Raw genomic sequence first — 22,572 nt, 5'->3', positions numbered from 1 at the left:
TTCAGCCAAAATGATTATGATTTTGGTTGATATACATATTTTTTTAACTGTTTTAAAATTACACGACGTGTCATAATCCCAACAAATGTACCTTCATCATCAATTACACACAAGAAGGCATGATTAATTACTAAATCTAAAGCTCGCTTAAAATTATCATTAATATTCAATGTAGCAATGTCTCGATCCATAATCTCTGTGACATTCGACACTTCTAAATTTTCATATTCAATTCGTTCTAAGCCTAAGACTGAATCCATGATCATACGAATACTAATTAGACCATGAAAACGATAGCTTGAGTCGAGCACAGGAATCGAAGAATATCCTGTTTTTGTTAATACTAATAAAGCATGCTCTGCATTATTACCAATTTGAACGTGCGCTACTTTCTCAGCTGGTATAATAAAATCATGAATTGGCATTTCGAGCAATTCTTTGCTGTTCGTGGAAATCATAGAATTCTACTCCTTTTCTATTTAAAAAATAGAGTACTTCACCTCTTTTTATCATAACATAAAATGAATTGAGAATACTATGCATAACTCGAAAATACTCAACATGACAAGGATGTAAGCGGTATCAACCTTTTAAAATGGATGTGAGTTTAACCACTGTCCACCATCTAGTGTCACACATTCACCATTCATATACGCGGCTTTGTCCGATAAAATAAATGCCGCTAAATCTGCAATTTCTTCTGGTTGCCCTAAGCGATGAAGTGGTACAGACTGTAATGTACGTTTAGCTGCTTCTTCCGATTCCCATAATTTCTCTGCTCCTCCTGTTCGGTCGATCGGACCAGGTGCAATAGCATTCACACGAATACCATAAGCACTTCCCCATTCAACTGCTAATGTGCGTGTTAAAGACAGTACCCCTGCTTTTGCAGCTGCTGAATGGACAACACCAGCTCCTGCTTGCCAAGCGTAAGTTGCCACCATATTTAAAATGGCTCCTTTAATTTGATGTTCAATCCAATACTTCCCTACAGCTTGAGAACAATAAAAAGTTCCATTTAAAACAATATCAATGACAGATTTCCAACCATTTGGAGATAGGTCTTCTGCACGTACAATAAAATTTCCAGCTGCATTATTTACAAGTCGTGTGATGGTACCAAATTTATCATGAACATATTTCACCATTGCATCTACATGCTCTACTACACGAACGTCCATTTGAAATACCGCAATTTCTCCCATTGCTGTTTGCTGTAGTTCGCGCTGTGCAGCATATAATCTTTCTTGATCACGTCCTGTAATCACTACATGTGCACCTTGCTCGGCAAAATTCTTCGCCATGTATTTCCCCATCCCATTTGACCCGCCTGTAACAATAATTACCTGACCTGCTAACATATTATTTTCCCCCTTCTGATTTAAAAGTGAATAACCATTCATTTTTACTTATTTTAACATATCATATACTTTTCACACAAAGAAAAAGCGTATGATAAGAGGAATCTCCTTCTTTCATACGCTTTTTTTCTATTCTTCATCACTTAATACTTTATTAGCATCTCGCTCTTGAATTAACTGACTGTCAATAATCTCCGTTTTTTCATCTATCTTTTTGTAACGATATTGTCCATCAGCTTCTAATACACGTGCCTTACTATTATCTTGCAATTGGAGTTTTACCACGTGCATAATCCGCTTTTTAATCCCTGTATCAAATATTGGGAACAGAATTTCAACACGCTTAATCATATTACGTGTCATCATATCTGCTGAAGATAAATAGATTTTATTTTCACCATTATGATGGAACCAATAAATACGAGAATGTTCTAAGAAACGTCCTACAATACTAATCACTGTAATATTTTCACTTACACCTTTAATTCCTGGTTGTAAGCAGCAAATACCACGAATGATGAGATGTACTTGAACACCTGCAATTGACGCTTCATACATTTTCATAATTAAATCTTTATCGGTTAATGAATTCATCTTTGCGTAGATGCGTCCATTTCCATGTTTTTTATGATATTCAATTTCTAAATCAATCAAACGAATGAATTCTTCTCGAATATCGAATGGTGATACGACCAAATGATGATAATGTGGTTTTTCTGTATAACCACTTAAATAGTTAAAGAAGTTTGTCGCATCAATACCAAGTTTTTTCTTCGTCGTAATAATTCCCATATCCGTGTAGATTTTAGCTGTTGCATCATTGTAATTACCTGTACCTAAATGAATAAAACGTTCAATTCGTCCTTGACGTTTTCGAACAACGAGTGTTATTTTCGAATGTGTTTTTAAATTATGCATACCATAAATAACTAAACATCCTGCTTGTTCTAATTGTTTCGCCCAAAGTACGTTATTTTCTTCATCAAAGCGCGCTTTTAACTCAACTAATACAGTCACTTGCTTACCATTCTCAGCGGCTAACTTTAATGCTTGGATGACAGGTGAATTGCCACTTACACGATACAATGTTTGTTTAATAGCTAACACATTTGGGTCTTTTGCTGCCTCTGTTACGAAATCAACGATTGGTGAAAACGATTCGTATGGATGATGGAAAAATAAATCTTGCTTTAATGCTTTTTCAAAAATATTATCGTCTGAACTTACATCCTGTGGTGGTTGTGGGATAAAACTTTCATATTGTAAATCTTCTCGTAAATCACCCACTACTTTACAAAACGAAAATAGATACGTTAAATCTAAAGGTCCCTTAATATTAAAAACTTGTGCATCCCAGTCATCCAATTCGCGTATTAAGAATTGTAATACATTCTCTTGCATTTCTCCTTTGCGCACTTCAACACGAGAAACACTTCCCCACTTACGCTTTTTTAATTCTTTTTCGATTTCCGTCAATAGGTCGCGTGCACCTTCTTCGTGAATCGTCAAATCAGCATTACGTGTTAACCGGAATGATTGCACAGATTGTACTTTAAACCCTTTAAATAAAATATCAATATTGTGCATAATCACTTCTTCAATTAAGATAACCTCCATTTTACCATTGCGTTTTGGTAAACAGATAAAACGATCCAGCACTGCAGGCACCTGAACAATTGCTACTTTTTTCTGCTGTTCTTTTCCGCCATGTTGATCTTCTAACATAACAAGTAAATTATGTGTTTTGCTTAGTAAAGTTGGGAATGGTCGATATGCATCTACTGCAATGGGTGTTAATACTGGGAAAATAATTTCTTCAAAGTATTCTTTTACATAGCTCAACTGTTCTTCGTCTAAATCTTTCATCTCATGAATAAAAACTTTCTCTTTTGGTAATAGTTCTTTTGTTAGTTGATGATAGACTTCCATTTGACGATCGACTAACTCTTTTGTTTTTTGTTCAATTGCTGCTAACTGTTCTTTCGGTGTCAATCCAGCTTTGTTTTCTGGCTTATTAAAACCTGCGCGTACTTGATCTTGTAATCCCGCTACACGCACCATATAAAATTCATCGAGATTTGAACTAAAAATAGCGATAAAACGTAAACGTTCAAGTAACGGATTACGTTCGTCTTCCGCCTCTTGTAGTACCCGCTCGTTAAACGCAAGCCAGCTCAATTCACGATTGTTATAATATTCTGGTGAAGCAATTTTTTTATACTGTTCTTCTGTCATCTAAAATCCCTCCTACACAAAATGTAAAACAACATCTTTTTTGACGATACGTTCAAAATGCTTTTTTTGCTTATTTCCTTGATATTTTTCTGCTAATGGATAACCTCTAGTTTGAATTTCTAAATCTAATACCTCAGGTGTTTCTTCATTAATTTCAATAACAATATCTGTAACAATGCTTCTTTTAGAGGCATCGAGTGCATAAATTAGCTTTAATAAAGCGCCTAAACGAATGAGCATTTGCACTTCTTCTTTTGTAAACCAGTCTTCAAACGGTTTTAAATACGTATAAAAAGAGTCTTTATTTTTATACGACGCAAGCAATGCTAAACGAACTCGTTCTTTATGATTAAGTCCATTAATTGAGCGGTTTGATAATAAATAGAAGGTATGCTGACTTGCTGCATCTTGTTCTAAATATTCACCAATCATATAAACTTTCGCACCTTGATTTAAGATATAAATTTCTTCTTCAGAATAATCCCACAATTCATGACGACATAATTCTCGATACATAAGTTCAGCAATACGCGCATGATGTAAAATTTGATTTTCTGACTTTCCAAACTCTGATGCTAAGTATCGAGCATTCGAACGAAAGACATCTGTACGGTCAAATGCTAAAGGATATTCTTTTAAAATGTCTGAAATAACAATTCCTTCTCGTAAACCTTTTCGACTTAGTTGGAATTTTTGACTATCGACAACATGCATAAGCGCACGGAATACTTCTGCTACTGGTCCAATAATATCAGCTCGATCTGCCGATAATTCATCCATCTTTTTTAACTCGTTATATGTTAACGATGAAATCTCATCATTAATCTCATTAAAATCAGCTAACGACATACGATATTGGTGAACACCTGTTAGGGGATAGTTCTTACGACTTTGATCCATTTTCGCCATACTTCTCGCACTTCCACTAATGCCGACAACAGGTACTTTTAAATCGTTCAACCATGTCACTTCTTTGAATTGTTGTTTTGCAAAATGATACACTTCATCATGTTCTCTTTTCGTCATTGTATCGCTTTGCATAAACTGTCTTTTTAACGAAACCGAACCGAATGGTAAACTAATCGCATGTTTTAATTCTTTTTGTTCATAGTACGTAATTTCTGTACTACCCCCACCTATATCAATCGTGACTGCTGAAGGTGTAGAAATCGTATTGGCAACTGCAAAATAGCCATAATACGCTTCATCTCGTTCAGATAGTAACTCGATTTGTATCCCTGTTTCCTCGTACATCTTTTTTATAATTTCTTGATTATTTTTAGACTGACGCAAAGAAGCAGTAGCAACCGCGCGATAATGTTCAATTCCGTAATCTATAAGCATTTCTTTAAAAGAATGTAGTAAATTCAGTAACTTTTGAATTCCTTGTTCATTCAAATAACCTTCTTCTGTAATATCATTTCGTAATCGCGCTACAGATTTGATGTTCATTAATTCTTTTAAACCACTTATTTTGGAATATTGATAAATAACAAGGCGAATGGTGTTCGATCCAATATCAATTACAGCTCTTTTTCGTTTTGTCATATGAAGCACATCCTTTTATTTTTTCGTTTCCTCTATACTTATAGATTAATAGTTGGTATGATAACTTATATTTATTATAAATTTGAATGGTCAGAATATTCCACCAATATCATGATGAATTCATTTTATTTGAAAGAAAGGTGACAATATATGGTTGAAAAATATAATACAATGCAAATTGCTCAGGCCATTTTCACCATTAATAAACATGCTAAAACAGCACCCGATAATCGTTTTTTATATATGCTAAAAAAACAAGCAATTCAAAAACTAATCGAACAAAAACAAGCAAAGAAGATTGGACTTCACTTTGTGGAACGTCCACGCAATAGCCAACAACAATCTTCTGTATTAATTGCATGTGGGGATTACTACTTCCATACTTTACCCGAAAAAGATGACTTTAAAGAACTTCCTCATTTAGGACATTTAGATCGTACATACCGAAATCCACCTTGCCGTATGAGTTTAAAGCAGGCAAAAAGTATATTGATTCTTTTTACGGATATGAAAATAGAAAATCCAAAGCCGACCATACCAGCTAAAAAGAAAAATAATTTACATGTGCATCGTACAAGTTACTTTTATGGTCATTAAAAAAGCAGACTGTTCCTACGTTTATTCATCTACTAAGATGTATGTTTCGTAAGAATTGTCCGCTTTTCTTTAATTAGAGTACAAATTGATCAACAAATTGAATTAGTTCTGCAATTTCAGGTTTACTAATTTGTGCATTCGCACCTACTCGTTCCCCTTTATGCTTCAAGTCGTCTGTAATTAAACTTGAGAAAATAATAACAGGTACATGCGCTAATTTAGCATTTTCTTTGATTTTCTTCGTTAAATGATGACCATCCATTTGAGGCATTTCAATATCTGTTACAACGAGCTGAATTGTATCTTCAATATTTCCTGCTTCAGATGTTGCTTCTAAAAATGCATAGGCATCTTTACCATTTTCAAAGAATTCTAAATTTACGTATCCAGCTTCATGCATCGTATCATTTAATAGTTTACGAAGTAATGGTGAATCTTCAGCAATTAGAATGCGTTTTTCTGAGCGATTGCGCTCACCTAACTTTTTAACCGAATTCACATTAATACCTGTTTCAGGATTAATTTCTAAAATGATTCGTTCAAAGTCGAGTAGTAATAGCATTGCATCATCACGTTTGATCACACCAATGACTTGTGAGGTACCATTTTGATACATATCTGATGGCTTCTCGATATGTTCCCATGAAATACGGTGAATCATTGAAACATTGTCGACATGGAATACTACACGCTGTTTATTAAATTCAGCGACGATATATTTATGCTGATTGCTGCGCTCAGAGTGCGTTAGACCCAGTACACGCTTCATATCAACAACTGGTAGCACTTCCCCACGCAATTGAATAATTCCTTCTACATATTCATGTGCATGTGGAATGAATGTGACAGGTATTGGCTGAATAATCTCTTTTACTTTAATTACATTGATTCCAAATTTATTTGAACCGACCTCAAACTCAACAATTTCCAGTTCATTTGTACCACTTTCTAATAAAATTCCTTTTGAGTTCATGCTTTGTCGTCCTCCATATGCGTTAATATTAAAACCATTGTACCATATCGAACGATAGTCAAATAGACTTGAATTAGACAGTTTTAAGTTTTTTCATATGGATAATTAGACCAATAAGCGTCATAACCACTAATGATAATAAAGCAATCCTACTGGCAACAGCACCTTGAGAACGTAGCATAAAGGTAATGGAACCATAGATGGCTGGTCCAATAATAGAAGAAACTTTTCCTGAGAATGCAAATAAGCCGAAAAATTGACCTTGTTTTTCTTTTGGTGATAGTTCAATAATATACGTTCGTGACGTCACCCAAATCGCACCGAGAGAGATACCAAAAAGACTACCTGCAATCCAAAACATCCATTGTTCTGTTGCGGCGGCTGCGATGATTAATGCAATAACCATTAAGAGAGCAACATACGTCACTGCTCGATTAGCACCTGATTTTTTTGTAATATATCCAAAGGCAAATGAACCGATAATTGCTGCGACTGTGGAAACTAAATAAAGTAGAATAAACTGCCCTGATGTGAATGCTAAAACTGCTGCAGCATATACTGCCATCATTGCAATCGTTGTAGCAAGTGCATCATTAATGAAAAAGTATGCAATCATAAATTTAAAGATTGTACGATGTTGGCGCATTTCTTTAAATGTTTGAATGATTTCTTTATATCCTGTTAAAAAACGAACTTTTTTTCTATTTTCCTTTGGTATCGGTTGATCACGATTAATAAAGAATAGCGGTAATGAAAATAATAAGTATAAAATAGCTGTTGGAATAAAGGCACGTGCATAGTTGCCATCATTCACAAGTAAGTACACGAGTAGACCGAAGATGGTGCCAAGATAACCGACTGCAACACCAAAACCAGAGATAAGCGGCATATCTTCCGATTTTCCTAAGTCGGGCATCATTGCATCATAAAAAACAAGACTCGAATTATAAAAGAATTTTGCAATGACAAAACAGATGACGACAATAAATAGGCTTAGCGGAACGCCACCAATCGTCGATTGTAAGTTCATTTCACCAAAAATCCCCATCATAAATGTAAAGAAGATGGATGTAGAGGCGAACCAGACAATGACTTTTTTCTTATAGCCCGTTTGGTCAATCCATACGCCAAACAGTGGTGAAAAAATAACGAGTAATAAACTCGCTACTGCGTTTGCATATGAGATAAAAGTACTTGCTAGTTGCTGTTTTTCTTCATTCGTTCCTAACACTTCATCCATATAAAAAGGGAAAAATACGGTGTTAATATTCGATGAAAAAATGGTATTTGCAAAGTCATACAGAGCCCATGAAATAATGGGTAATGAAGCATAAATCGCCCATGAAGAGCTTCTTTTACGTTGTTTTGCTTCGATACTCTCCGCCTCCTCTTTCATATTATTTCATATTATTTCATATTTTTGTTTATTTATGTCTATTATTTACAATATATTCACATTTTATTTACAAAAAAATGAACACCTAACAAATGGAGTTCATTTTTTTGATTTTCTTCCTATATAGTATTCTTTAATTATTCATCAGTTTTTTTCTCTTTCGCCATGAATAGACGAACCACCATACAGAACAGGCTATATAGTAACAAAACATGGAGAGCATCGCTGTTTCTACATGAACCCATTGCTCATTAAATTGCGTGTAGATGATGAAACTTCCTACATATAGGAGAGGGATTACAATAAATAACACTGCAAATCCCATAAGAGATGGTGTTGAGTTACTTTTTTTCATTTTCTTCTCCGAAGTTTTTCTACGATTGTAGTATTTGATAATAGCCTGTGTTCCTTTTTCTTGAAGTCCTTGCTCTGCCAATTCATCATACATTTTCTTCGCTAGTTGTAAACCTGGTAGTTGTAAATCCATTTGCTCGGCTTCTTCTAAAGCAATACGCATATCTTTTAAAAAGTGCTTAATATAAAAACCTGGCTCTAGATCACCTTTAATCATGCGCGGTGCCAAGTTACTTAGAGACCATGAACCTGCTGCTCCTGCTGAAATAGATTGAAGCACTGTATCTAAATCTAATCCTGCACGTTTACCATATACAAGCGATTCTGCTACACCAATCATATTTGTCGCAATGGCAATTTGATTACACATCTTCGTATGTTGTCCTGCTCCTGCTAAACCTTGATAGACGACATTTTGACCGAATACTTCGAAAATTGAGAGCGCACGTTCAAATGCTTCTTTTTTTCCACCAACCATAATAGATAATGTACCGTTCTTCGCACCGACGTCTCCACCAGATACGGGCGCATCAAGTGCGTCAATATGACGTTCTGCTGCAAATGTTGCAATCTTTTTAGCAAGTGTTGGTTGAGAAGTAGTTAAGTCAATCACGAGTGTCCCTTCTTTTGCTGTTTTAAAAATTCCTGCATCACCGAAGTAAACTTCTTCTACATCAATCGGATCGCCAACCATCGTGAATACAACTTCTGCATTTTTTGTAGCATCTGCAGCTGTTTTATGCCAAACAGCACCTTCTTCGATTAAAGTTTGTGCTTTTGAAGCTGTTCTTGTAAAGATGTGGACTGCATAACCTGCTTGTAATAAGTGATGTACGATACTTGCGCCCATTACACCCGTACCAATAAAAGCTACATTTTTCTTTGTCATATTTGAACATCCTTTCACCTTTGATTTCTTTAGTATACCGAATCTAAGCAAAAAAAAATAGCAGATAGAGTTATCTGCTAAAGAAAGGGGGAAATGAGATTGTTGCTGTGTTCTTAAATATAGTTCCACCCTTTTGAATATTTTAAACCCACATTTTTAAAATTTCTTCATTAATGGATATCATAATCAATTGATTTAATTTTCATTTCGTACTCTGTGCCTACTTGTTGGAGCTGATAAAGATTAAGTAGATCATCTAGTTTTCGACTTAAACGAATTGTTTCTGCATTCAAAAAACCTTTTTCCAGTCCACATTGAATCATTTTTTCGCGTGTTTGTTCTAACTTTTTTAATACTACTTCCGACATTATCTTCACTCCACCTCTCGTAACCACGTTCATTATTATACTAGTATTCCCAACTTTTCGGAAATGAAATTTTCGACACCATTCGACATTTTAACTTCTTTCTTTTTCTAAATATTCATAGACGACTTTTCCACCTTGTTGCGCTATCCCTCGAAAACGCTTAAAATCTTCTCTTTCTACGATTAATTCTCTAAATTCATAAAAATCATTTTTACTGACTTCTATTTTCTTTATTTCACCATTAACTAATTTATTTATCATTTCTGGTATATTTTCCATTGTAAAAACTTCCTTTTTTAAATTTTTTTTATTTCTTAGTAAATTATTTTACATTTCGAGCCTTTTCATGCAAAATGTAAGTAATTAGAAATTGAAGGGAATGTTGCATAATGAAAATCGCAGATATCGGCAATATCATCGAATTCCACGACGGTTTAAGAGGACGAGTTGAAAAAGTAAACGAGAACTCTGTTATAGTAGATTTAACGATTATGGAAAACTTTCGCCACCTTGATTTAGAAGAAAAAACAGTAATTAATCATAAACGCTACAAAATTGTAAACTCAGGTGTTCCGCTTTAATGAACTACATGATACACTAAAGCCGTTCTTTTTAACATGAAGAATGGTTTTTTTATTTGGAGGTGATTAGATGATACAACGTGCAGACAAAACGACACTTTCGCTTTTTGCCCTTATTGTATTAATCATTATGATTATTTCTTTTCAGTATACACCCATTTTTTGGTTTAGTTATACTAATTTGCTTGGAATTGGAATTATTTTTGCTTTTTTCTTTGGCAATCTGATGAACAAACAATCTTTACTTCGCTCACTATTCATTGGGATTCCGATTGGTGTAATTGGCTATTTTACTGCAATAAGTATTTATAACATACTCTCATACATTTCACCAGTTGCTTTTCAAAATGTGAAGGAGCTACTTGAAATCTATTCTCCTACTGCCATCTGGCAATATGCTGCATTACTTATTGTCATTGTTTTAGGGGAAGAAATGATTTGGCGTGTATATTTACAGCAAGAATTAAAAAAGATGGTCTCAAAAAAATGGGCTGTTCTGATATCAACAATTCATTTTGGATTACCTTTACTCATTTGTGGTTTTTATATAGGAGCCATTGCGGCATTCTTATCGGGTATTATTTTCGGAGGATTATATGAATGGCTGAAAAGTTTACCGATAGTTTTCATTGCACATATAACAATGGTAATCTTCCTTTTCCTTTTATTCCCACTCACTTAATTTCTTTAAACATTATTTAAAATAAAAAGCTGAGAGTCTATTCTTATGACTCATCAGCTTTTTATGATTAATAAGATAAATCTTTAATCGACAATCCTAATTTTTTCAATAGTTGAATCGCTTGTTCTTTTTCCTCGCTTGATAAGCCATTCGTCAACTCATGTAGCTGCTGTTCATGGCGTGGGAATAATTCTGCCATGAATACTTCGCCCTCACTTGTAATGTCTGCATATGTAATGCGACGATCGGATGGACAAGCAGTTCGTGTAATGTAGCCACGCTTCTCTAACTTGTCGACAACATATGTAATTGAGCCACTTGCAAGTAAAATTTTCTGTCCAATCACTTGGAGTGGTTGACGTCCTTTATGATATAACAGCTCTAACACTGCGAATTCTGTCGGATTTAATTTATTCTCTTGAAAAAATTGATTCGTTACTTCGTTAATTGCCTTATGTGCGCGCGATAGCACAATATATAACTTTAAAGACTGCTTTATTTCCTCAGAAGCCATCGTCTCTCATCCTTTTCTTACATTTCATTTCATTCATTATATCTGTTTAGCGATTTGATTGTCAAAATACGATATTTTCACACAATTTATTTCTTAAAAGATTCATTTGTTGTATGACCTTTTCACTGTTACAATTAACATATTCTTTTTAGAAGGGGAGTTCTAATTGAATATTCTATTAGCAACATTGAATGCAAAGTACATTCATACTAACACCGCAATCCGCTATTTAAAAGCGTATGCACAGCCTGAGTTTGATCCTGCTCTTGCTGAATTTACAATTAAAGATCCATCGTTCAATATCGTATCTGATATTTTTCAAAAAAAACCTGACGTTGTCGGCTTCAGTTGTTACATTTGGAACATTGAAGAAACAATACGTGTCATCCGTATGTTGCGTAAAGTGAGTCCACATACAAAAATTATTTTAGGTGGACCTGAAGTATCCTATGATGTTCATGACTGGTTACATCGCTTAGATGGACTTGTGGACTTCATTATTATGGGCGAAGGTGAACATTCCTTTAAACAGTTACTACATTATCTAAACGGTGACATTCCATTAGAAGATGTACCGGGTATTTGTTATTTACAAGATGGCAAAATGAAAATCCACGCACAGCCTCCAAAGATTGATTTACGTGAGCTACCAAGTATTTTCCGCTTTGAAGAAGACCGCGCAGAAATTCCAAAACGAATTGCTTATGTTGAGACATCTCGTGGCTGTCCTTTTAGCTGTCAATTTTGTCTTTCTTCTATTGAAGTAGGCGTTCGTTATTTTAATCGCGAAAAAATCAAAGACGATATTCGCTATTTAATGGACCAAGGCGTTCGTACGATTAAATTCGTTGACCGTACATTTAACATTAGTCGTAGTTATGCAATGGATATTTTCCAGTTCTTAATTGATGAACATCAACCAGGTGTTGTATTCCAGTTTGAGATTACAGCGGACATTATGCGCCCTGAAGTCATTCAATTCTTAAACGAAAATGCACCAGCTGGATTATTCCGTTTTGAGATTGGTGTACAATCGACGAATGATGAAACGAATGATTTAGTAAAACGTCGCCAAAACTTTGAAAAGTTAGCGCGTACTGTCACAATGGTAAAAGAAGGCGGAAAAATCGACCAACATTTAGATTTAATCGCTGGCTTACCTGAAGAAGATTACAATAGTTTCCGTAAAACATTCAATGATGTATTTGCGATGCGTCCTGAAGAATTACAACTTGGCTTCTTAAAGTTACTTCGTGGGACTGGTCTTCGTTTACAGGCTGAACAATACGGCTACGAATATGTCGATATGGCTCCATACGAAATCTTCGCGAATAATGTACTCGACTTCGATGATATTTTACGAATCAAACAGACCGAGGATATTTTAGAGAAGTATTGGAATGATCATCGTATGGATCGTACACTCGAATATTTAGTCACACATGTATTCGAAACACCATTCGACTTCTTCCAACAATTCGGTACGTATTGGGATGAACAGGGCTGGTCGAAAATCGGTCATCAGTTAGAAGATTTATTTAAACGTTTATTACAGTTCTTAGAATCACGTAATGAGCCGAAACTACCGATTGTGAAGCAAATTATGCAATATGATTATTTATCAACACAAAAATTCCAACCTCGTAAACCTTGGTGGGAACAAGCGATTGAAAAAGATGAATTAAAAATGATTTATGCGCAACTAAAAGAACGACCTGAAATTGCAGGAGATGCCTTTGTTGCACTCGGTTTAAATGAAAAGGAATTGTTTAAACATACCTTCATTTTGCCATTTAATATTTCAATCGATTCGCTTGAACAAGCACATGTAACAAAAGAAAAAGGCTACTTAGTAACAACATTCCAAAAAGATGGTACACCACTATTTTCTAAAGTTGTGAAAGATGCTATCCATTCAATGTAACAAAAAAAGACAATCCACAGTTTAATGTGTAGATTGTCTTTTTTATGCTTTTTTCATTAACCGATAATAACGCGTTCTTTTGGATAGTGATATTTCGGTTTTTCACTCTTACCACCTAATGAGTATAGGAATGAAATTAAGCCGACACGTCCAACGAACATGAGAATCATAATAATGACTTTACCTGGTGAAGAGAGGTCGCTCGTAATGCCTAGAGACATACCACACGTACCGAACGCAGATGTAATTTCAAAAATGATTTGCAGTAATGTCGCATTTTTCTCTGTTAATAATAAAATCATCGTAGATACAAGCACCATCGTTGTCGCTAAAATAATAACAACATAGGAGCGAAATACATCAATTGTATAAATCTCACGCCCAAATACTTGAATGTCGTCTTTTCCACGTGCAAAGTTAATGAGGAATAGTACAGCGATAGCAAAAGTCGTTGTTCGAATCCCCCCACCAACAGAGCTTGGGGACGCACCAATGAACATCATCAAACTTAAAAAGATATTCGTTGTATCCGTAAACTGCGCAACATCGAGCGTTGTTAAACCAGCTGAACGCGTGGATACGGAATGGAACATACTTGAGAACAGCATTTTATGCCATGACATATCTTTAAATGAATTAAATGCCTCGACAATTAAAATGACAAATGTACCGACTAAAAATAAAATAGCATACGTTGTTGTTGTAATTTTTGTGAATAAAGAAAAACGGAATTTTTTCGGGTCTTTATTCATTAAGAAATATTTCACTTCGATTAGTACAGGGAAACCAATCGCACCAAGTGTAATTAAAATCATATTAATCGTTTGTACAAAATAGTCATCTGCATACGGTGCTAGTGACTCTCCCGTAATATCAAATCCACCATTTGTTGTAGCTGATACAGCAGCAAAGACCCCGTGTAATAACGCTTTTAAAAAAGTATCATAATACTGTAAAAAATACAGTGTTAAAATAAGTGCTCCTACTAATTCGATGACAAATAAGTTTTTAATAATCTCTTTAATTAAATTAACAACGCCTGATAAATTATATTGGTTGTGGTCAACCATAATTAATTGACGTTCGCGCAGACCAATTTTCTTACCGACAATTAACCAAACGAATGTACCAAGCGACATAATACCGATTGCGCCTAATTGTAGTACGACGAGTAGCATGACGATTCCAAACGTTGTGTAAGTCTCACTAATATTGAATACTGTCAGACCTGTTACACTTACAGCACTCACCGCTGTAAATAAGCTATCTAATAAGGAAACATGTACGCCTTCTTTATGTACGCCAGGCAAAATAAGTAATACGAATGATATTGCAATAGCAATAAAATAATATGACACGATTGCTTGGAACGGTGTTGAGCGTTTACTAATGTCTTTCGCAGTGCCCATTTTCATCGATCCTCTCTATTCATAATCCTCTATATTTTAAATCAATTTTACAACTACCTATTGTAACGCACTTTATTTGGTTAGAAAACTTTTTTATTTATCCTATTTTTCCGTATTTTAACATCTTATACCCTTTTATATATCGTTTATATCCTATCAAAAAGAAAAGAGGCTAGGAATGCACCCAACCTCTTATCCAGTATTTCTGTATTACGATGTGTGGTCTTGCTTTTTCGCACCACGTACACCTGTAATGTAACCAACAACTGCGATTCCGACTAATACTGTCCAGAAAATTAATTTCCAAGCAGTAGAGTGTGGGAAGTGCTCATCTAAAATTTGTACGTTTGGATGTGCAAGTGTCATAACTGTTAATTTTACACCAACCCAACCAACGATAACAAACGCTGCTGTTTCAAGTTGTGGATATTTTTCAAGAATTTTAACGAACCATTGTGCTGCAAATCGCATGATGACAAGACCGATTACACCACCAAGGAACATGACGATGAACTGACCACCGTTGATTCCACCAATTGTGAAATCACCTAAAGCTGGTAATGTAACAGCTAAAGCAACTGCTGCTAACATCGAATCAATTGCGAACGCGATATCTGCTGCTTCAACTTTTACAACGGTCATCCAGAAACCAGATTGTTTTTTCGGCTTCTTAGCCGCTTCATCTTCTGGATCTTTTTTCTTCTTCGAGTCATAAATGTGCTTAATTGAGATAAATAGTAAGTAAGCTGCACCTGCTGCTTGTACGAACCACCAGTCGACAATTAATGTAATCATGAATAACGCTAAGAAACGGAATACGAATGCTCCAAGTAATCCGTAGAATAAAGCTTTCTTTCTCTGAGCTAGCGGTAAGTGTTTTACCATAACTGCCATAACAACCGCGTTATCAGCCGCAAGTAATCCTTCTAAACCGACAAGTACAAGTAATACCCAACCGTACTCTAATAATATTTCCATATAGGTTCCTCCTTTTGCTACAAACAAAAAAGACCCATGCCTAAAAAATAGGCAAAGGTCTCACTTAGCAAATTTAGATGCCCTTGTAACCGATGGCTTTTGACCATGTATTGACGACTACAAGTGTAGAACAAAAATCGTTCTATAGCTACTCCCCTTTGACAACTGTCAAAGTCTTATTCGTTTGTTTATAGGAATAGTATAACGGATTTCAAGTTTGCTGTAAACTCATTTTTCTTTTAACGAATGTTTAACTCTTTTAACAATTGTTCCACACATTCCTCTACACTATACTTCTCAGAATTAAGAACAATCTCAGGATTCAATGGTTCTTCGTATGGAGATGAGATGCCTGTAAATGATGGAATCTCTTTTTTACGTGCCTTCTTATATAGTCCTTTCGGGTCACGTTCTTCACACGCTTCAATTGAACACTTGACATATACTTCGATAAACTCGCCTTCACCTACTAAGTCGCGAACAGTTTGGCGATCTTCTCGAAATGGGGAGATGAATGCAGTTAATACATATTGACCGCTATCAATAAATAATTTTGCCACTTCTCCAATACGACGAATATTCTCTTTTCGCGCTTCATCACCAAAACCTAAATCACTATTTAAACCTTGGCGAATATTATCACCATCAAGTACATACACTTGGCGATTCAAATCAAATAAACGACGAGAAAAAGCATTGGCAATCGTTGATTTACCTGAAGCTGATAAGCCTGTAAACCATACAATTTTCCCTTCGTATCCGTTCTTCTGTTGACGTTCTTCTTTTTGAATGGCTGCTTCATGCCATGTTAAATTTGTGCTCATTCGGCTACCTCCTGCTTCATACCACGAATTAACACTTCGACAACTTCTTTACGACTAAATGTCGGTGGTGGTGTAATGCCATTGCGCAACATCTCACGTACTTTTGTTCCTGATAAAATAATATGGTCTTTTGCATCATGAGGACATGTTTTTGTTGTTGCCATTCCTTCACATGCCGAGCAGTAGAAGCTATGTTCAAATTTCAGCGGTGTAATACCTAATTCATCATTTGTAAATTGTTCAAAGATAATTTGTGCATCATACGTGCCATAATAATCACCTACACCCGCATGATCGCGTCCTACAATGAAATGTGTACAACCATAATTTTTACGTACAAGCGCATGGAAAATTGCTTCACGTGGTCCAGCATAACGCATCGCAGCTGGGAAAATACCTAATTGTACACGATTTGCTGGATAGTATTTCTCTAACAATACTTCATAACTCTCCATACGAATCGTAGCGGAAACATCATCTGATTTTGTTTCACCGACAAGTGGATTTAAAAACAGACCGTCGATTGTTTCAAGTGCTGCTTTTTGAATATATTCATGCGCACGGTGGACAGGATTACGCGTTTGGAATCCAACGACTGTCTTCCAGCCTTTCTCTGCAAAAATTGCACGTGTCTCAGCTGGTGTAAACGTATAATCTGCAAAAGCAGGTTGCTGACGCTTCGTTAAAACGACAGGTCCTCCTACATATACAGCTGGACGTTCAAATAACTTACGAACACCAGGGTGGTTTTGATCATCTGTTCCATATACATGACGCGCTTCTTCTTCTTTATTCGGTACATAAATCGAAGCAATCTCAATCGCGCCATATGTTTCACCTTGATATACCAGTTTCGCCTCATCACCAACTTGTAATGTTTTCGCTTGCTCATCTGAAATTGGTAGTGTAATTGGAATACTCCATACTGTACCATCTGCTAAACGAATATTCTTCACAACCGATTGGTAGTCTTCTTCATTTAAAAAACCTTCAATTGGGCTATAGCCACCAATGCCGATTAATTCTAAATCACTTAACGCGATGGCATCTAATTCAATTGTATGTTGTGTATGTGCTGTTTGATATTTTTCATTATAACGATTTACTAAAGTCATATTTTTTCTCCCCTATCCGTGTAATCCACACTCTGTTTTTCCTTTGCCCTGCCATCTTCCTGAACGTAAATCATCCATTGTAAAGGCTGGAACTGTACACTTTTCACAACCAATTGATGGATAACCTTGGTCATGCAGTATGTTGTATGGTAAATCATATTTGGATACATAGCGCCAAACATCTTTCCATGTCCAATGAATAAGCGGACAAATTTTGGTTGATTTAAAACGAGGATCATCATTTACAAACTCTGTTTTAGCACGCGTTTCAGATTGTTCGCGGCGCAAACCTGAAATCCATGCATCAGAAGCTTGTAATACTTCTTGTAATGGTTCAATTTTACGGATATTGCAGCATTGATTTGGTGCAGTTTTCCATAATTCATCCCCATACTCATTCGCTTGTTGTTCCAATGTCAGTGTTGGTTTTTTCAATTCAATTTGTAATGTTGGATAACGTTCTTTTGTACGTTCAATCGTTTCATATGTTTCTTTGAAATGAAGGTCTGTATCAAGGAAAACAATTTTTGCATCTGGTTTTACTTGTGCAATTAAATGAATGAGGACAATCCCTTCAATACCAAAACTACATGCATAAACTAATTTGTCACCATATGTTTCGTATGCCCACTCTAAAACTTCCAATGCCCCTTTTGTATCTGTATCTTTTGAAAATAGGGGCGGTGTTATTTCGGCTTGTGTCATGTAGAACACTCCTTTCTAGTAAACAAAAAGGCGATTCAACCTACTATGTGCTAGTTAGGTTGAATCGCCTCCAGTTTTCTGGTTAGCTTTTCTTAATTGGAGTATATCATGTAATTCCGATAAATAAAATAGGTTTTTGTAAATTCTTAGTTGACTTATAGGGAATATGTGTTTATCGTATAACTAACAAAGTTAGCTGATCAGACAAACTGAAGGCTGTACACGGTGGTATTCGTGTGCAGTTTTCAGTTTTTTTTTGAAGGAGGGATTTATACATGAAAAGAAAGAGTTTGCTTTTGATTCTTACAATCCTCTTATTAGCAGGTTGTTCTTCAAAAGCTTCGGAAAAAGAAATTCAATTGTTAAACGTTTCCTACGATCCAACACGCGAACTATATCAAGGAATCAATACAGCATTTGCGAAAGAATGGAAAGAAAAAACAGGACAAACTGTAACTATTCAGCAATCGCATGGAGGTTCTGGTAAACAAGGACGGGCAGTTATCGACGGGATTCGAGCAGATGTTGTCACGCTTGCACTTGCTTATGATATTGATGAACTGACAAAACATCGCGAACTCATTTCACCAAATTGGCAAAGTGCGCTCCCTGACCATTCGGCTCCTTACACATCGACGATTGTCTTCTTAGTCCGAAAAGATAATCCAAAAAAAATTCAAGACTGGTCTGATTTAATTCGCCCAGACGTTTCCGTTGTCACACCGAACCCTAAAACATCGGGTGGGGCGCGTTGGAATTACTTAGCAGCTTATGCATACGCAGAAAAACATGAGCAAGAAACAAAATTAACACCATTTGAGTTCATGCAAAAACTGTATGGGAATGTCGACGTACTTGATTCAGGAGCACGCGGGTCCACTACGACTTTTGTAGAGCGTGGCATCGGTGATGTACTCATCACGTGGGAAAATGAAGCCTACTTGTCATTAAAAGAGTTAGGTGCAGATGAATTCGAAATCATTACTCCTTCTCTTAGTATTTTGGCGGAACCACCTGTTACAGTTGTCACAAAAAATGCGAAAAAGCGTGGTACGGAAAAAGTCGCAACTGCTTATTTAAAATTCTTGTATACAAAAGAAGGTCAAGAAATTGCAGCAAAAAATTTCTATCGACCTCGTGACCCAGAAATTTTAAAGCAATATGAAAAACAATTCCCACCACTTCAACTTGTTACGATTGAAGACTTTGGTGGTTGGCAAAAAGCACAAAAAACACATTTCCAAGACGGTGGTTTATTCGACAAAATTTATCAATAAGAAAGTGGTGATTAAATGGCTTCACTTACAGCAAAAAAACAAAAAGCTTTTCGACTTCCGGGTTTTAAACTCTCATTCGGCTTCACAATCTTTTATGTTAGTTTATTAATTTTATTACCGTTATCGATGATTCTTCTGCATTCGCTTCAATTGACATGGGGAGAATTTTGGACGATTATTTCAGATCCGCGTGCCGTCGCCTCCTATAAGTTAACGATTGGTGCATCACTTGTGGCAGCGCTTATCAATGTCGTTTTCGGTACGATTATTGCATGGGTTCTTGTTCGCTATACATTTCCGCTTAAGTCTTTAATGGACGGGCTTGTTGATTTACCTTTCGCATTACCAACAGCTGTTGCGGGGATTGCGCTAACAGCTCTTTATGCACCCAATGGATGGATTGGTCAATTTTTCGATTTCAAAATTGCTTTCACACCACTTGGTATTATGATTGCTCTTACGTTTATTGGACTGCCTTTTGTTGTTCGTACAGTTCAGCCTGTACTTGAAAGCTTTCGTATTGAGGAAGAAGAAGCTTCAGCTAGTCTTGGTGCAAATCGTATGCAGACGATTCGTCACGTCATCTTCCCTACACTTATTCCAGCAATTATGACAGGCTTTACTTTGGCTTTTGCGCGTGCATTAGGTGAATATGGTTCGGTTGTTTTTATCGCTGGTAATATGCCGATGAATACAGAGATTACACCATTATTCATCATGACAAAATTAGAACAATATGATTATGTAGGAGCGACTGCCATTGCTTCGGTTATGCTAATTGGTTCATTCTTCTTTTTACTCACGATGAATATCATTCAATGGCTCATTCAACGTAAATATACAAAGAGAGTAGGTGCATAATATGACAGAGAACGTACTCGAACAACCACATACTTTACCAAAAGTGAAGATAGATTCACCTACGAGTGAACCGAAGTGGATTCGCCGCTCATTAATTACGATTAGTGTACTTTTTTTATCTCTTTTCTTATTATTACCGCTTGTCACGATTTTTATGACAGCTTTTCAAAAAGGTGTAGATGTCTATTTAGCATCCATTACGAATAGCGAGGCGCTTTCTGCTATTCGACTGACATTCCTTGTCGTATTAATTGTTGTACCATTGAATACATTATTCGGTGTACTGAGTGCATGGCTTATTTCAAAATATCATTTTAAAGGTAAAAATATGCTTTTAACGCTCATCGATTTACCCTTTGCTGTGTCACCTGTGATCGCCGGTTTAATTTTCGTCTTATTATTCGGCGCACAAGGATTATTCGGTGAATGGTTGCTTGAGCGAGATATCTTTATTATTTTCGCACTACCTGGCATTATTTTAGCGACATTGTTCGTGACGGTTCCTTTTGTTGCGCGTGAACTCATTCCACTTATGCAGGCACAAGGGCAGTCAGAAGAAGAAGCTTCACATTCACTTGGTGCAAATGGTTTTCAAACCTTTATGCGTATTACACTTCCGAAAATTAAGTGGGGCTTATTATATGGTGTGATTCTATGTAACGCGCGTGTCATTGGTGAATTTGGTGCAGTATCCGTTGTATCTGGTCACATTCGCGGCTTAACGAATACGATGCCCCTACACATCGAAGTTTTATATAACGAATACCAATTTACAGCAGCATTTGCGGTGGCATCACTCATGTCGCTACTCGCACTCGCAACAATCATCGCAAAAAATATCATCGAATGGCGTACGAAGGAGGTTTCTAAATGAGTATTGAGTTAAGAGAAATTGATAAACATTTCGGACAGTACCATGCACTACAAAAAATTTCACTATCGATTCAACCTGGTGAATTAGTCGCTTTATTAGGTCCATCTGGTTCTGGGAAAACAAGCCTTCTTCGAATTATCGCTGGGCTTGAAACGTTAGATGAAGGAACGATTCTATTCGACCAAAAAGAAGTTGTACATCTTAGCGCGAAAGAACGAAATATCGGTTTTGTATTCCAACATTATGCTTTATTTAACCATATGACTGTTTTTGATAATGTCGCATATGGTTTAAAAGTAAGACCGAAAAAACTACGTCCATCTAAAAAAGAAATCGAGGATAAGGTAATCGAGTTACTCTCGCTTGTTAAATTAGAACATTTTGCTAAACGCTACCCCTCACAATTGTCAGGAGGTCAGCGCCAACGTGTCGCTCTTGCACGCGCACTTGCAGTCGAACCAAAAGTGTTACTACTCGATGAACCATTTGGCGCACTCGATGCGAAAGTAAGAAAAGATTTGCGTAGATGGCTACGAAAACTGCACAATGACTATCATATTACCTCTATTTTTGTAACACATGACCAAGAGGAAGCACTTGATGTAGCCGATCGGATTGTTATTATGAATGAAGGTCGTATTGAACAAATCGGTTCCCCTGTTGAAGTATATGAAAATCCTGCTTCACCGTTCGTTTATGATTTCCTGGGAAATGTGAACCTCTTTAAAGGAAGATTACGAAAAGGCGAACTCATTAATGGCGACTTCTCATTCAAAGTTCCAGGGGCTAACCTTGATTCCGAACAAGAAACAGTTGGTTATGTTCGTCCACATGATGTCGCAATTGAAAAAGAAGTAAGACCGAATACAGTAAAAGCAACTGTCCTACATATTCATCCAATTGGTGCGACAATTCATATTGAATTACATCGACCTGATACGAATGACTATTTAGAAGCAGAAATTACAAAAGAATTCTTCAATCAACTTGCCATTGAAAAAGGTGATACAGTCTACATCCATCCAAAACAATTAAAAGTATTTGTGCCTGAAGACTTTTCAATCTAATAAAAAATCCAAATGTTTGAGTAATCGGTAAAATACCGAC

Annotated in this window: 22 protein-coding genes and 1 pseudogene; 8 read left to right on the top strand and 15 right to left on the bottom strand. The window is 36.1% G+C overall.

Annotated elements, in window-relative coordinates; translation table 11 throughout:
* Positions 1 to 14: 14 nt before the first annotated feature.
* From cbpB to QN089_RS02975, 4 genes are all read right to left on the bottom strand, one after another.
* Positions 15 to 458, bottom strand: a complete 444-nt coding sequence (gene cbpB / locus QN089_RS02990) for a cyclic-di-AMP-binding protein CbpB (RefSeq protein WP_068455261.1) — start codon at positions 456 to 458, stop codon at positions 15 to 17.
* 132 nt (positions 459 to 590) lie between these two features.
* The gene (gene fadH / locus QN089_RS02985) at positions 591 to 1,361 is read right to left on the bottom strand and encodes a 2,4-dienoyl-CoA reductase (protein ID WP_068455264.1); all 771 of its coding nucleotides are present in this window, start codon (positions 1,359 to 1,361) and stop codon (positions 591 to 593) included.
* 129 nt (positions 1,362 to 1,490) lie between these two features.
* The gene (locus QN089_RS02980) at positions 1,491 to 3,596 is read right to left on the bottom strand and encodes an RNA degradosome polyphosphate kinase (RefSeq protein ID WP_068455267.1); all 2,106 of its coding nucleotides are present in this window, start codon (positions 3,594 to 3,596) and stop codon (positions 1,491 to 1,493) included.
* Between the two features lie 12 nt (positions 3,597 to 3,608).
* Positions 3,609 to 5,144 carry a Ppx/GppA phosphatase family protein gene (locus QN089_RS02975; RefSeq protein WP_285215932.1) on the bottom strand — a complete coding sequence of 512 codons (1,536 nt, stop codon included), beginning with the start codon at positions 5,142 to 5,144 and terminating at the stop codon, positions 3,609 to 3,611.
* A 150-nt stretch (positions 5,145 to 5,294) separates the two neighbouring features.
* On the opposite strand from QN089_RS02975, the gene QN089_RS02970 reads away from it, so the two are divergent.
* On the top strand, positions 5,295 to 5,741 hold the full coding sequence (locus tag QN089_RS02970) for a YkyB family protein (protein WP_068455273.1): 447 nt from the start codon (positions 5,295 to 5,297) through the stop codon (positions 5,739 to 5,741).
* A 73-nt stretch (positions 5,742 to 5,814) separates the two neighbouring features.
* Here QN089_RS02970 and QN089_RS02965 read toward each other — a convergent pair whose 3' ends face one another.
* The 5 genes and pseudogenes from QN089_RS02965 to QN089_RS02945 all read right to left on the bottom strand — a co-directional run bounded on the left by QN089_RS02965 (position 5,815) and on the right by QN089_RS02945 (position 10,000).
* Complete coding sequence (locus tag QN089_RS02965) at positions 5,815 to 6,714, bottom strand: chemotaxis protein (protein ID WP_068455276.1); 900 nt, start codon at positions 6,712 to 6,714, stop codon at positions 5,815 to 5,817.
* 73 nt (positions 6,715 to 6,787) lie between these two features.
* A complete protein-coding gene (locus QN089_RS02960; RefSeq protein ID WP_087682388.1) occupies positions 6,788 to 8,110 on the bottom strand; it encodes an MFS transporter in 1,323 nt (440 codons plus the stop codon).
* 382 nt (positions 8,111 to 8,492) lie between these two features.
* Positions 8,493 to 9,353: pseudogene (locus QN089_RS02955) on the bottom strand (NAD(P)-dependent oxidoreductase); the annotation flags it as partial.
* A 170-nt stretch (positions 9,354 to 9,523) separates the two neighbouring features.
* Entirely contained in the window at positions 9,524 to 9,721 is a 198-nt protein-coding gene (locus tag QN089_RS02950) for an aspartyl-phosphate phosphatase Spo0E family protein (RefSeq protein WP_068455285.1), read from the bottom strand.
* 90 nt (positions 9,722 to 9,811) lie between these two features.
* A complete protein-coding gene (locus QN089_RS02945; RefSeq protein ID WP_087682387.1) occupies positions 9,812 to 10,000 on the bottom strand; it encodes a hypothetical protein in 189 nt (62 codons plus the stop codon).
* Positions 10,001 to 10,110: 110 nt separating this feature from the next.
* Between QN089_RS02945 and QN089_RS02940 the strand changes: the two genes are divergently transcribed.
* Both QN089_RS02940 and QN089_RS02935 read left to right on the top strand, forming a co-directional pair.
* Positions 10,111 to 10,302 carry a YkvS family protein gene (locus QN089_RS02940; RefSeq protein WP_068455291.1) on the top strand — a complete coding sequence of 64 codons (192 nt, stop codon included), beginning with the start codon at positions 10,111 to 10,113 and terminating at the stop codon, positions 10,300 to 10,302.
* Positions 10,303 to 10,372: 70 nt separating this feature from the next.
* Positions 10,373 to 10,984 carry a CPBP family intramembrane glutamic endopeptidase gene (locus tag QN089_RS02935; RefSeq protein ID WP_285215931.1) on the top strand — a complete coding sequence of 204 codons (612 nt, stop codon included), beginning with the start codon at positions 10,373 to 10,375 and terminating at the stop codon, positions 10,982 to 10,984.
* Between the two features lie 67 nt (positions 10,985 to 11,051).
* Here the strand turns inward: QN089_RS02935 and QN089_RS02930 are convergent, their stop codons facing one another.
* Positions 11,052 to 11,498 carry a MarR family winged helix-turn-helix transcriptional regulator gene (locus QN089_RS02930; protein WP_068455297.1) on the bottom strand — a complete coding sequence of 149 codons (447 nt, stop codon included), beginning with the start codon at positions 11,496 to 11,498 and terminating at the stop codon, positions 11,052 to 11,054.
* Between the two features lie 166 nt (positions 11,499 to 11,664).
* Here QN089_RS02930 and QN089_RS02925 point away from each other — a divergent pair, with 166 nt between their 5' ends.
* On the top strand, positions 11,665 to 13,422 hold the full coding sequence (locus tag QN089_RS02925) for a B12-binding domain-containing radical SAM protein (RefSeq protein WP_068455300.1): 1,758 nt from the start codon (positions 11,665 to 11,667) through the stop codon (positions 13,420 to 13,422).
* Positions 13,423 to 13,478: 56 nt separating this feature from the next.
* Here QN089_RS02925 and QN089_RS02920 read toward each other — a convergent pair whose 3' ends face one another.
* The 5 genes from QN089_RS02920 to QN089_RS02900 form a co-directional block, all read right to left on the bottom strand.
* Positions 13,479 to 14,831, bottom strand: coding sequence for a TrkH family potassium uptake protein (locus QN089_RS02920; RefSeq protein WP_285216409.1), 1,353 nt, complete (start codon positions 14,829 to 14,831; stop codon positions 13,479 to 13,481).
* A gap of 210 nt (positions 14,832 to 15,041) precedes the next feature.
* Entirely contained in the window at positions 15,042 to 15,809 is a 768-nt protein-coding gene (locus tag QN089_RS02915; protein WP_068455306.1) for a TerC family protein, read from the bottom strand.
* A gap of 239 nt (positions 15,810 to 16,048) precedes the next feature.
* Entirely contained in the window at positions 16,049 to 16,633 is a 585-nt protein-coding gene (gene cysC / locus QN089_RS02910; RefSeq protein ID WP_068455309.1) for an adenylyl-sulfate kinase, read from the bottom strand.
* A complete protein-coding gene (gene sat, locus QN089_RS02905; protein WP_285215930.1) occupies positions 16,630 to 17,748 on the bottom strand; it encodes a sulfate adenylyltransferase in 1,119 nt (372 codons plus the stop codon). Before sat ends, cysC begins: the two co-directional genes overlap by 4 nt.
* A 12-nt stretch (positions 17,749 to 17,760) precedes the next feature.
* A complete protein-coding gene (locus QN089_RS02900) occupies positions 17,761 to 18,453 on the bottom strand; it encodes a phosphoadenylyl-sulfate reductase (RefSeq protein ID WP_068455315.1) in 693 nt (230 codons plus the stop codon).
* A 275-nt stretch (positions 18,454 to 18,728) separates the two neighbouring features.
* Here QN089_RS02900 and QN089_RS02895 point away from each other — a divergent pair, with 275 nt between their 5' ends.
* Genes QN089_RS02895 through QN089_RS02880 form a run of 4 tightly spaced genes read left to right on the top strand, consistent with a single transcriptional unit; the run spans position 18,729 to position 22,532 of the window.
* Positions 18,729 to 19,730 carry a sulfate ABC transporter substrate-binding protein gene (locus QN089_RS02895; protein WP_068455317.1) on the top strand — a complete coding sequence of 334 codons (1,002 nt, stop codon included), beginning with the start codon at positions 18,729 to 18,731 and terminating at the stop codon, positions 19,728 to 19,730.
* A 15-nt stretch (positions 19,731 to 19,745) separates the two neighbouring features.
* Complete coding sequence (gene cysT / locus QN089_RS02890; RefSeq protein ID WP_285215929.1) at positions 19,746 to 20,591, top strand: sulfate ABC transporter permease subunit CysT; 846 nt, start codon at positions 19,746 to 19,748, stop codon at positions 20,589 to 20,591.
* A gap of 1 nt (position 20,592) precedes the next feature.
* A complete protein-coding gene (gene cysW, locus QN089_RS02885; protein WP_285215928.1) occupies positions 20,593 to 21,465 on the top strand; it encodes a sulfate ABC transporter permease subunit CysW in 873 nt (290 codons plus the stop codon).
* Positions 21,462 to 22,532, top strand: a complete 1,071-nt coding sequence (locus tag QN089_RS02880; protein WP_285215927.1) for a sulfate/molybdate ABC transporter ATP-binding protein — start codon at positions 21,462 to 21,464, stop codon at positions 22,530 to 22,532. Before cysW ends, QN089_RS02880 begins: the two co-directional genes overlap by 4 nt.
* Positions 22,533 to 22,572 lie beyond the last annotated feature (40 nt).

This window comes from Kurthia sp. YJT4, from assembly GCF_030219945.1.
Lineage (GTDB): Bacteria > Bacillota > Bacilli > Bacillales_A > Planococcaceae > Kurthia > Kurthia gibsonii.
Note: the sequence above shows the minus strand (reverse complement) of the source record. Positions and strands in the feature narration are given on the sequence as shown.

What these genes read in the sequence shown, in the direction of transcription:
- cbpB (WP_068455261.1), bottom strand. Translation starts at nt 458, where the DNA reads ATGATTTCCACGAACAGCAAAGAATTGCTCGAAATGCCAATTCATGAT.
- fadH (WP_068455264.1), bottom strand. Translation starts at nt 1,361, where the DNA reads ATGTTAGCAGGTCAGGTAATTATTGTTACAGGCGGGTCAAATGGGATG.
- QN089_RS02980 (WP_068455267.1), bottom strand. Translation starts at nt 3,596, where the DNA reads ATGACAGAAGAACAGTATAAAAAAATTGCTTCACCAGAATATTATAAC.
- QN089_RS02975 (WP_285215932.1), bottom strand. Translation starts at nt 5,144, where the DNA reads ATGACAAAACGAAAAAGAGCTGTAATTGATATTGGATCGAACACCATT.
- QN089_RS02970 (WP_068455273.1), top strand. Translation starts at nt 5,295, where the DNA reads ATGGTTGAAAAATATAATACAATGCAAATTGCTCAGGCCATTTTCACC.
- QN089_RS02965 (WP_068455276.1), bottom strand. Translation starts at nt 6,714, where the DNA reads ATGAACTCAAAAGGAATTTTATTAGAAAGTGGTACAAATGAACTGGAA.
- QN089_RS02960 (WP_087682388.1), bottom strand. Translation starts at nt 8,110, where the DNA reads ATGAAAGAGGAGGCGGAGAGTATCGAAGCAAAACAACGTAAAAGAAGC.
- QN089_RS02950 (WP_068455285.1), bottom strand. Translation starts at nt 9,721, where the DNA reads ATGTCGGAAGTAGTATTAAAAAAGTTAGAACAAACACGCGAAAAAATG.
- QN089_RS02945 (WP_087682387.1), bottom strand. Translation starts at nt 10,000, where the DNA reads ATGGAAAATATACCAGAAATGATAAATAAATTAGTTAATGGTGAAATA.
- QN089_RS02940 (WP_068455291.1), top strand. Translation starts at nt 10,111, where the DNA reads ATGAAAATCGCAGATATCGGCAATATCATCGAATTCCACGACGGTTTA.
- QN089_RS02935 (WP_285215931.1), top strand. Translation starts at nt 10,373, where the DNA reads ATGATACAACGTGCAGACAAAACGACACTTTCGCTTTTTGCCCTTATT.
- QN089_RS02930 (WP_068455297.1), bottom strand. Translation starts at nt 11,498, where the DNA reads ATGGCTTCTGAGGAAATAAAGCAGTCTTTAAAGTTATATATTGTGCTA.
- QN089_RS02920 (WP_285216409.1), bottom strand. Translation starts at nt 14,831, where the DNA reads ATGGGCACTGCGAAAGACATTAGTAAACGCTCAACACCGTTCCAAGCA.
- QN089_RS02915 (WP_068455306.1), bottom strand. Translation starts at nt 15,809, where the DNA reads ATGGAAATATTATTAGAGTACGGTTGGGTATTACTTGTACTTGTCGGT.
- cysC (WP_068455309.1), bottom strand. Translation starts at nt 16,633, where the DNA reads ATGAGCACAAATTTAACATGGCATGAAGCAGCCATTCAAAAAGAAGAA.
- sat (WP_285215930.1), bottom strand. Translation starts at nt 17,748, where the DNA reads ATGACTTTAGTAAATCGTTATAATGAAAAATATCAAACAGCACATACA.
- QN089_RS02900 (WP_068455315.1), bottom strand. Translation starts at nt 18,453, where the DNA reads ATGACACAAGCCGAAATAACACCGCCCCTATTTTCAAAAGATACAGAT.
- QN089_RS02895 (WP_068455317.1), top strand. Translation starts at nt 18,729, where the DNA reads ATGAAAAGAAAGAGTTTGCTTTTGATTCTTACAATCCTCTTATTAGCA.
- cysT (WP_285215929.1), top strand. Translation starts at nt 19,746, where the DNA reads ATGGCTTCACTTACAGCAAAAAAACAAAAAGCTTTTCGACTTCCGGGT.
- cysW (WP_285215928.1), top strand. Translation starts at nt 20,593, where the DNA reads ATGACAGAGAACGTACTCGAACAACCACATACTTTACCAAAAGTGAAG.
- QN089_RS02880 (WP_285215927.1), top strand. Translation starts at nt 21,462, where the DNA reads ATGAGTATTGAGTTAAGAGAAATTGATAAACATTTCGGACAGTACCAT.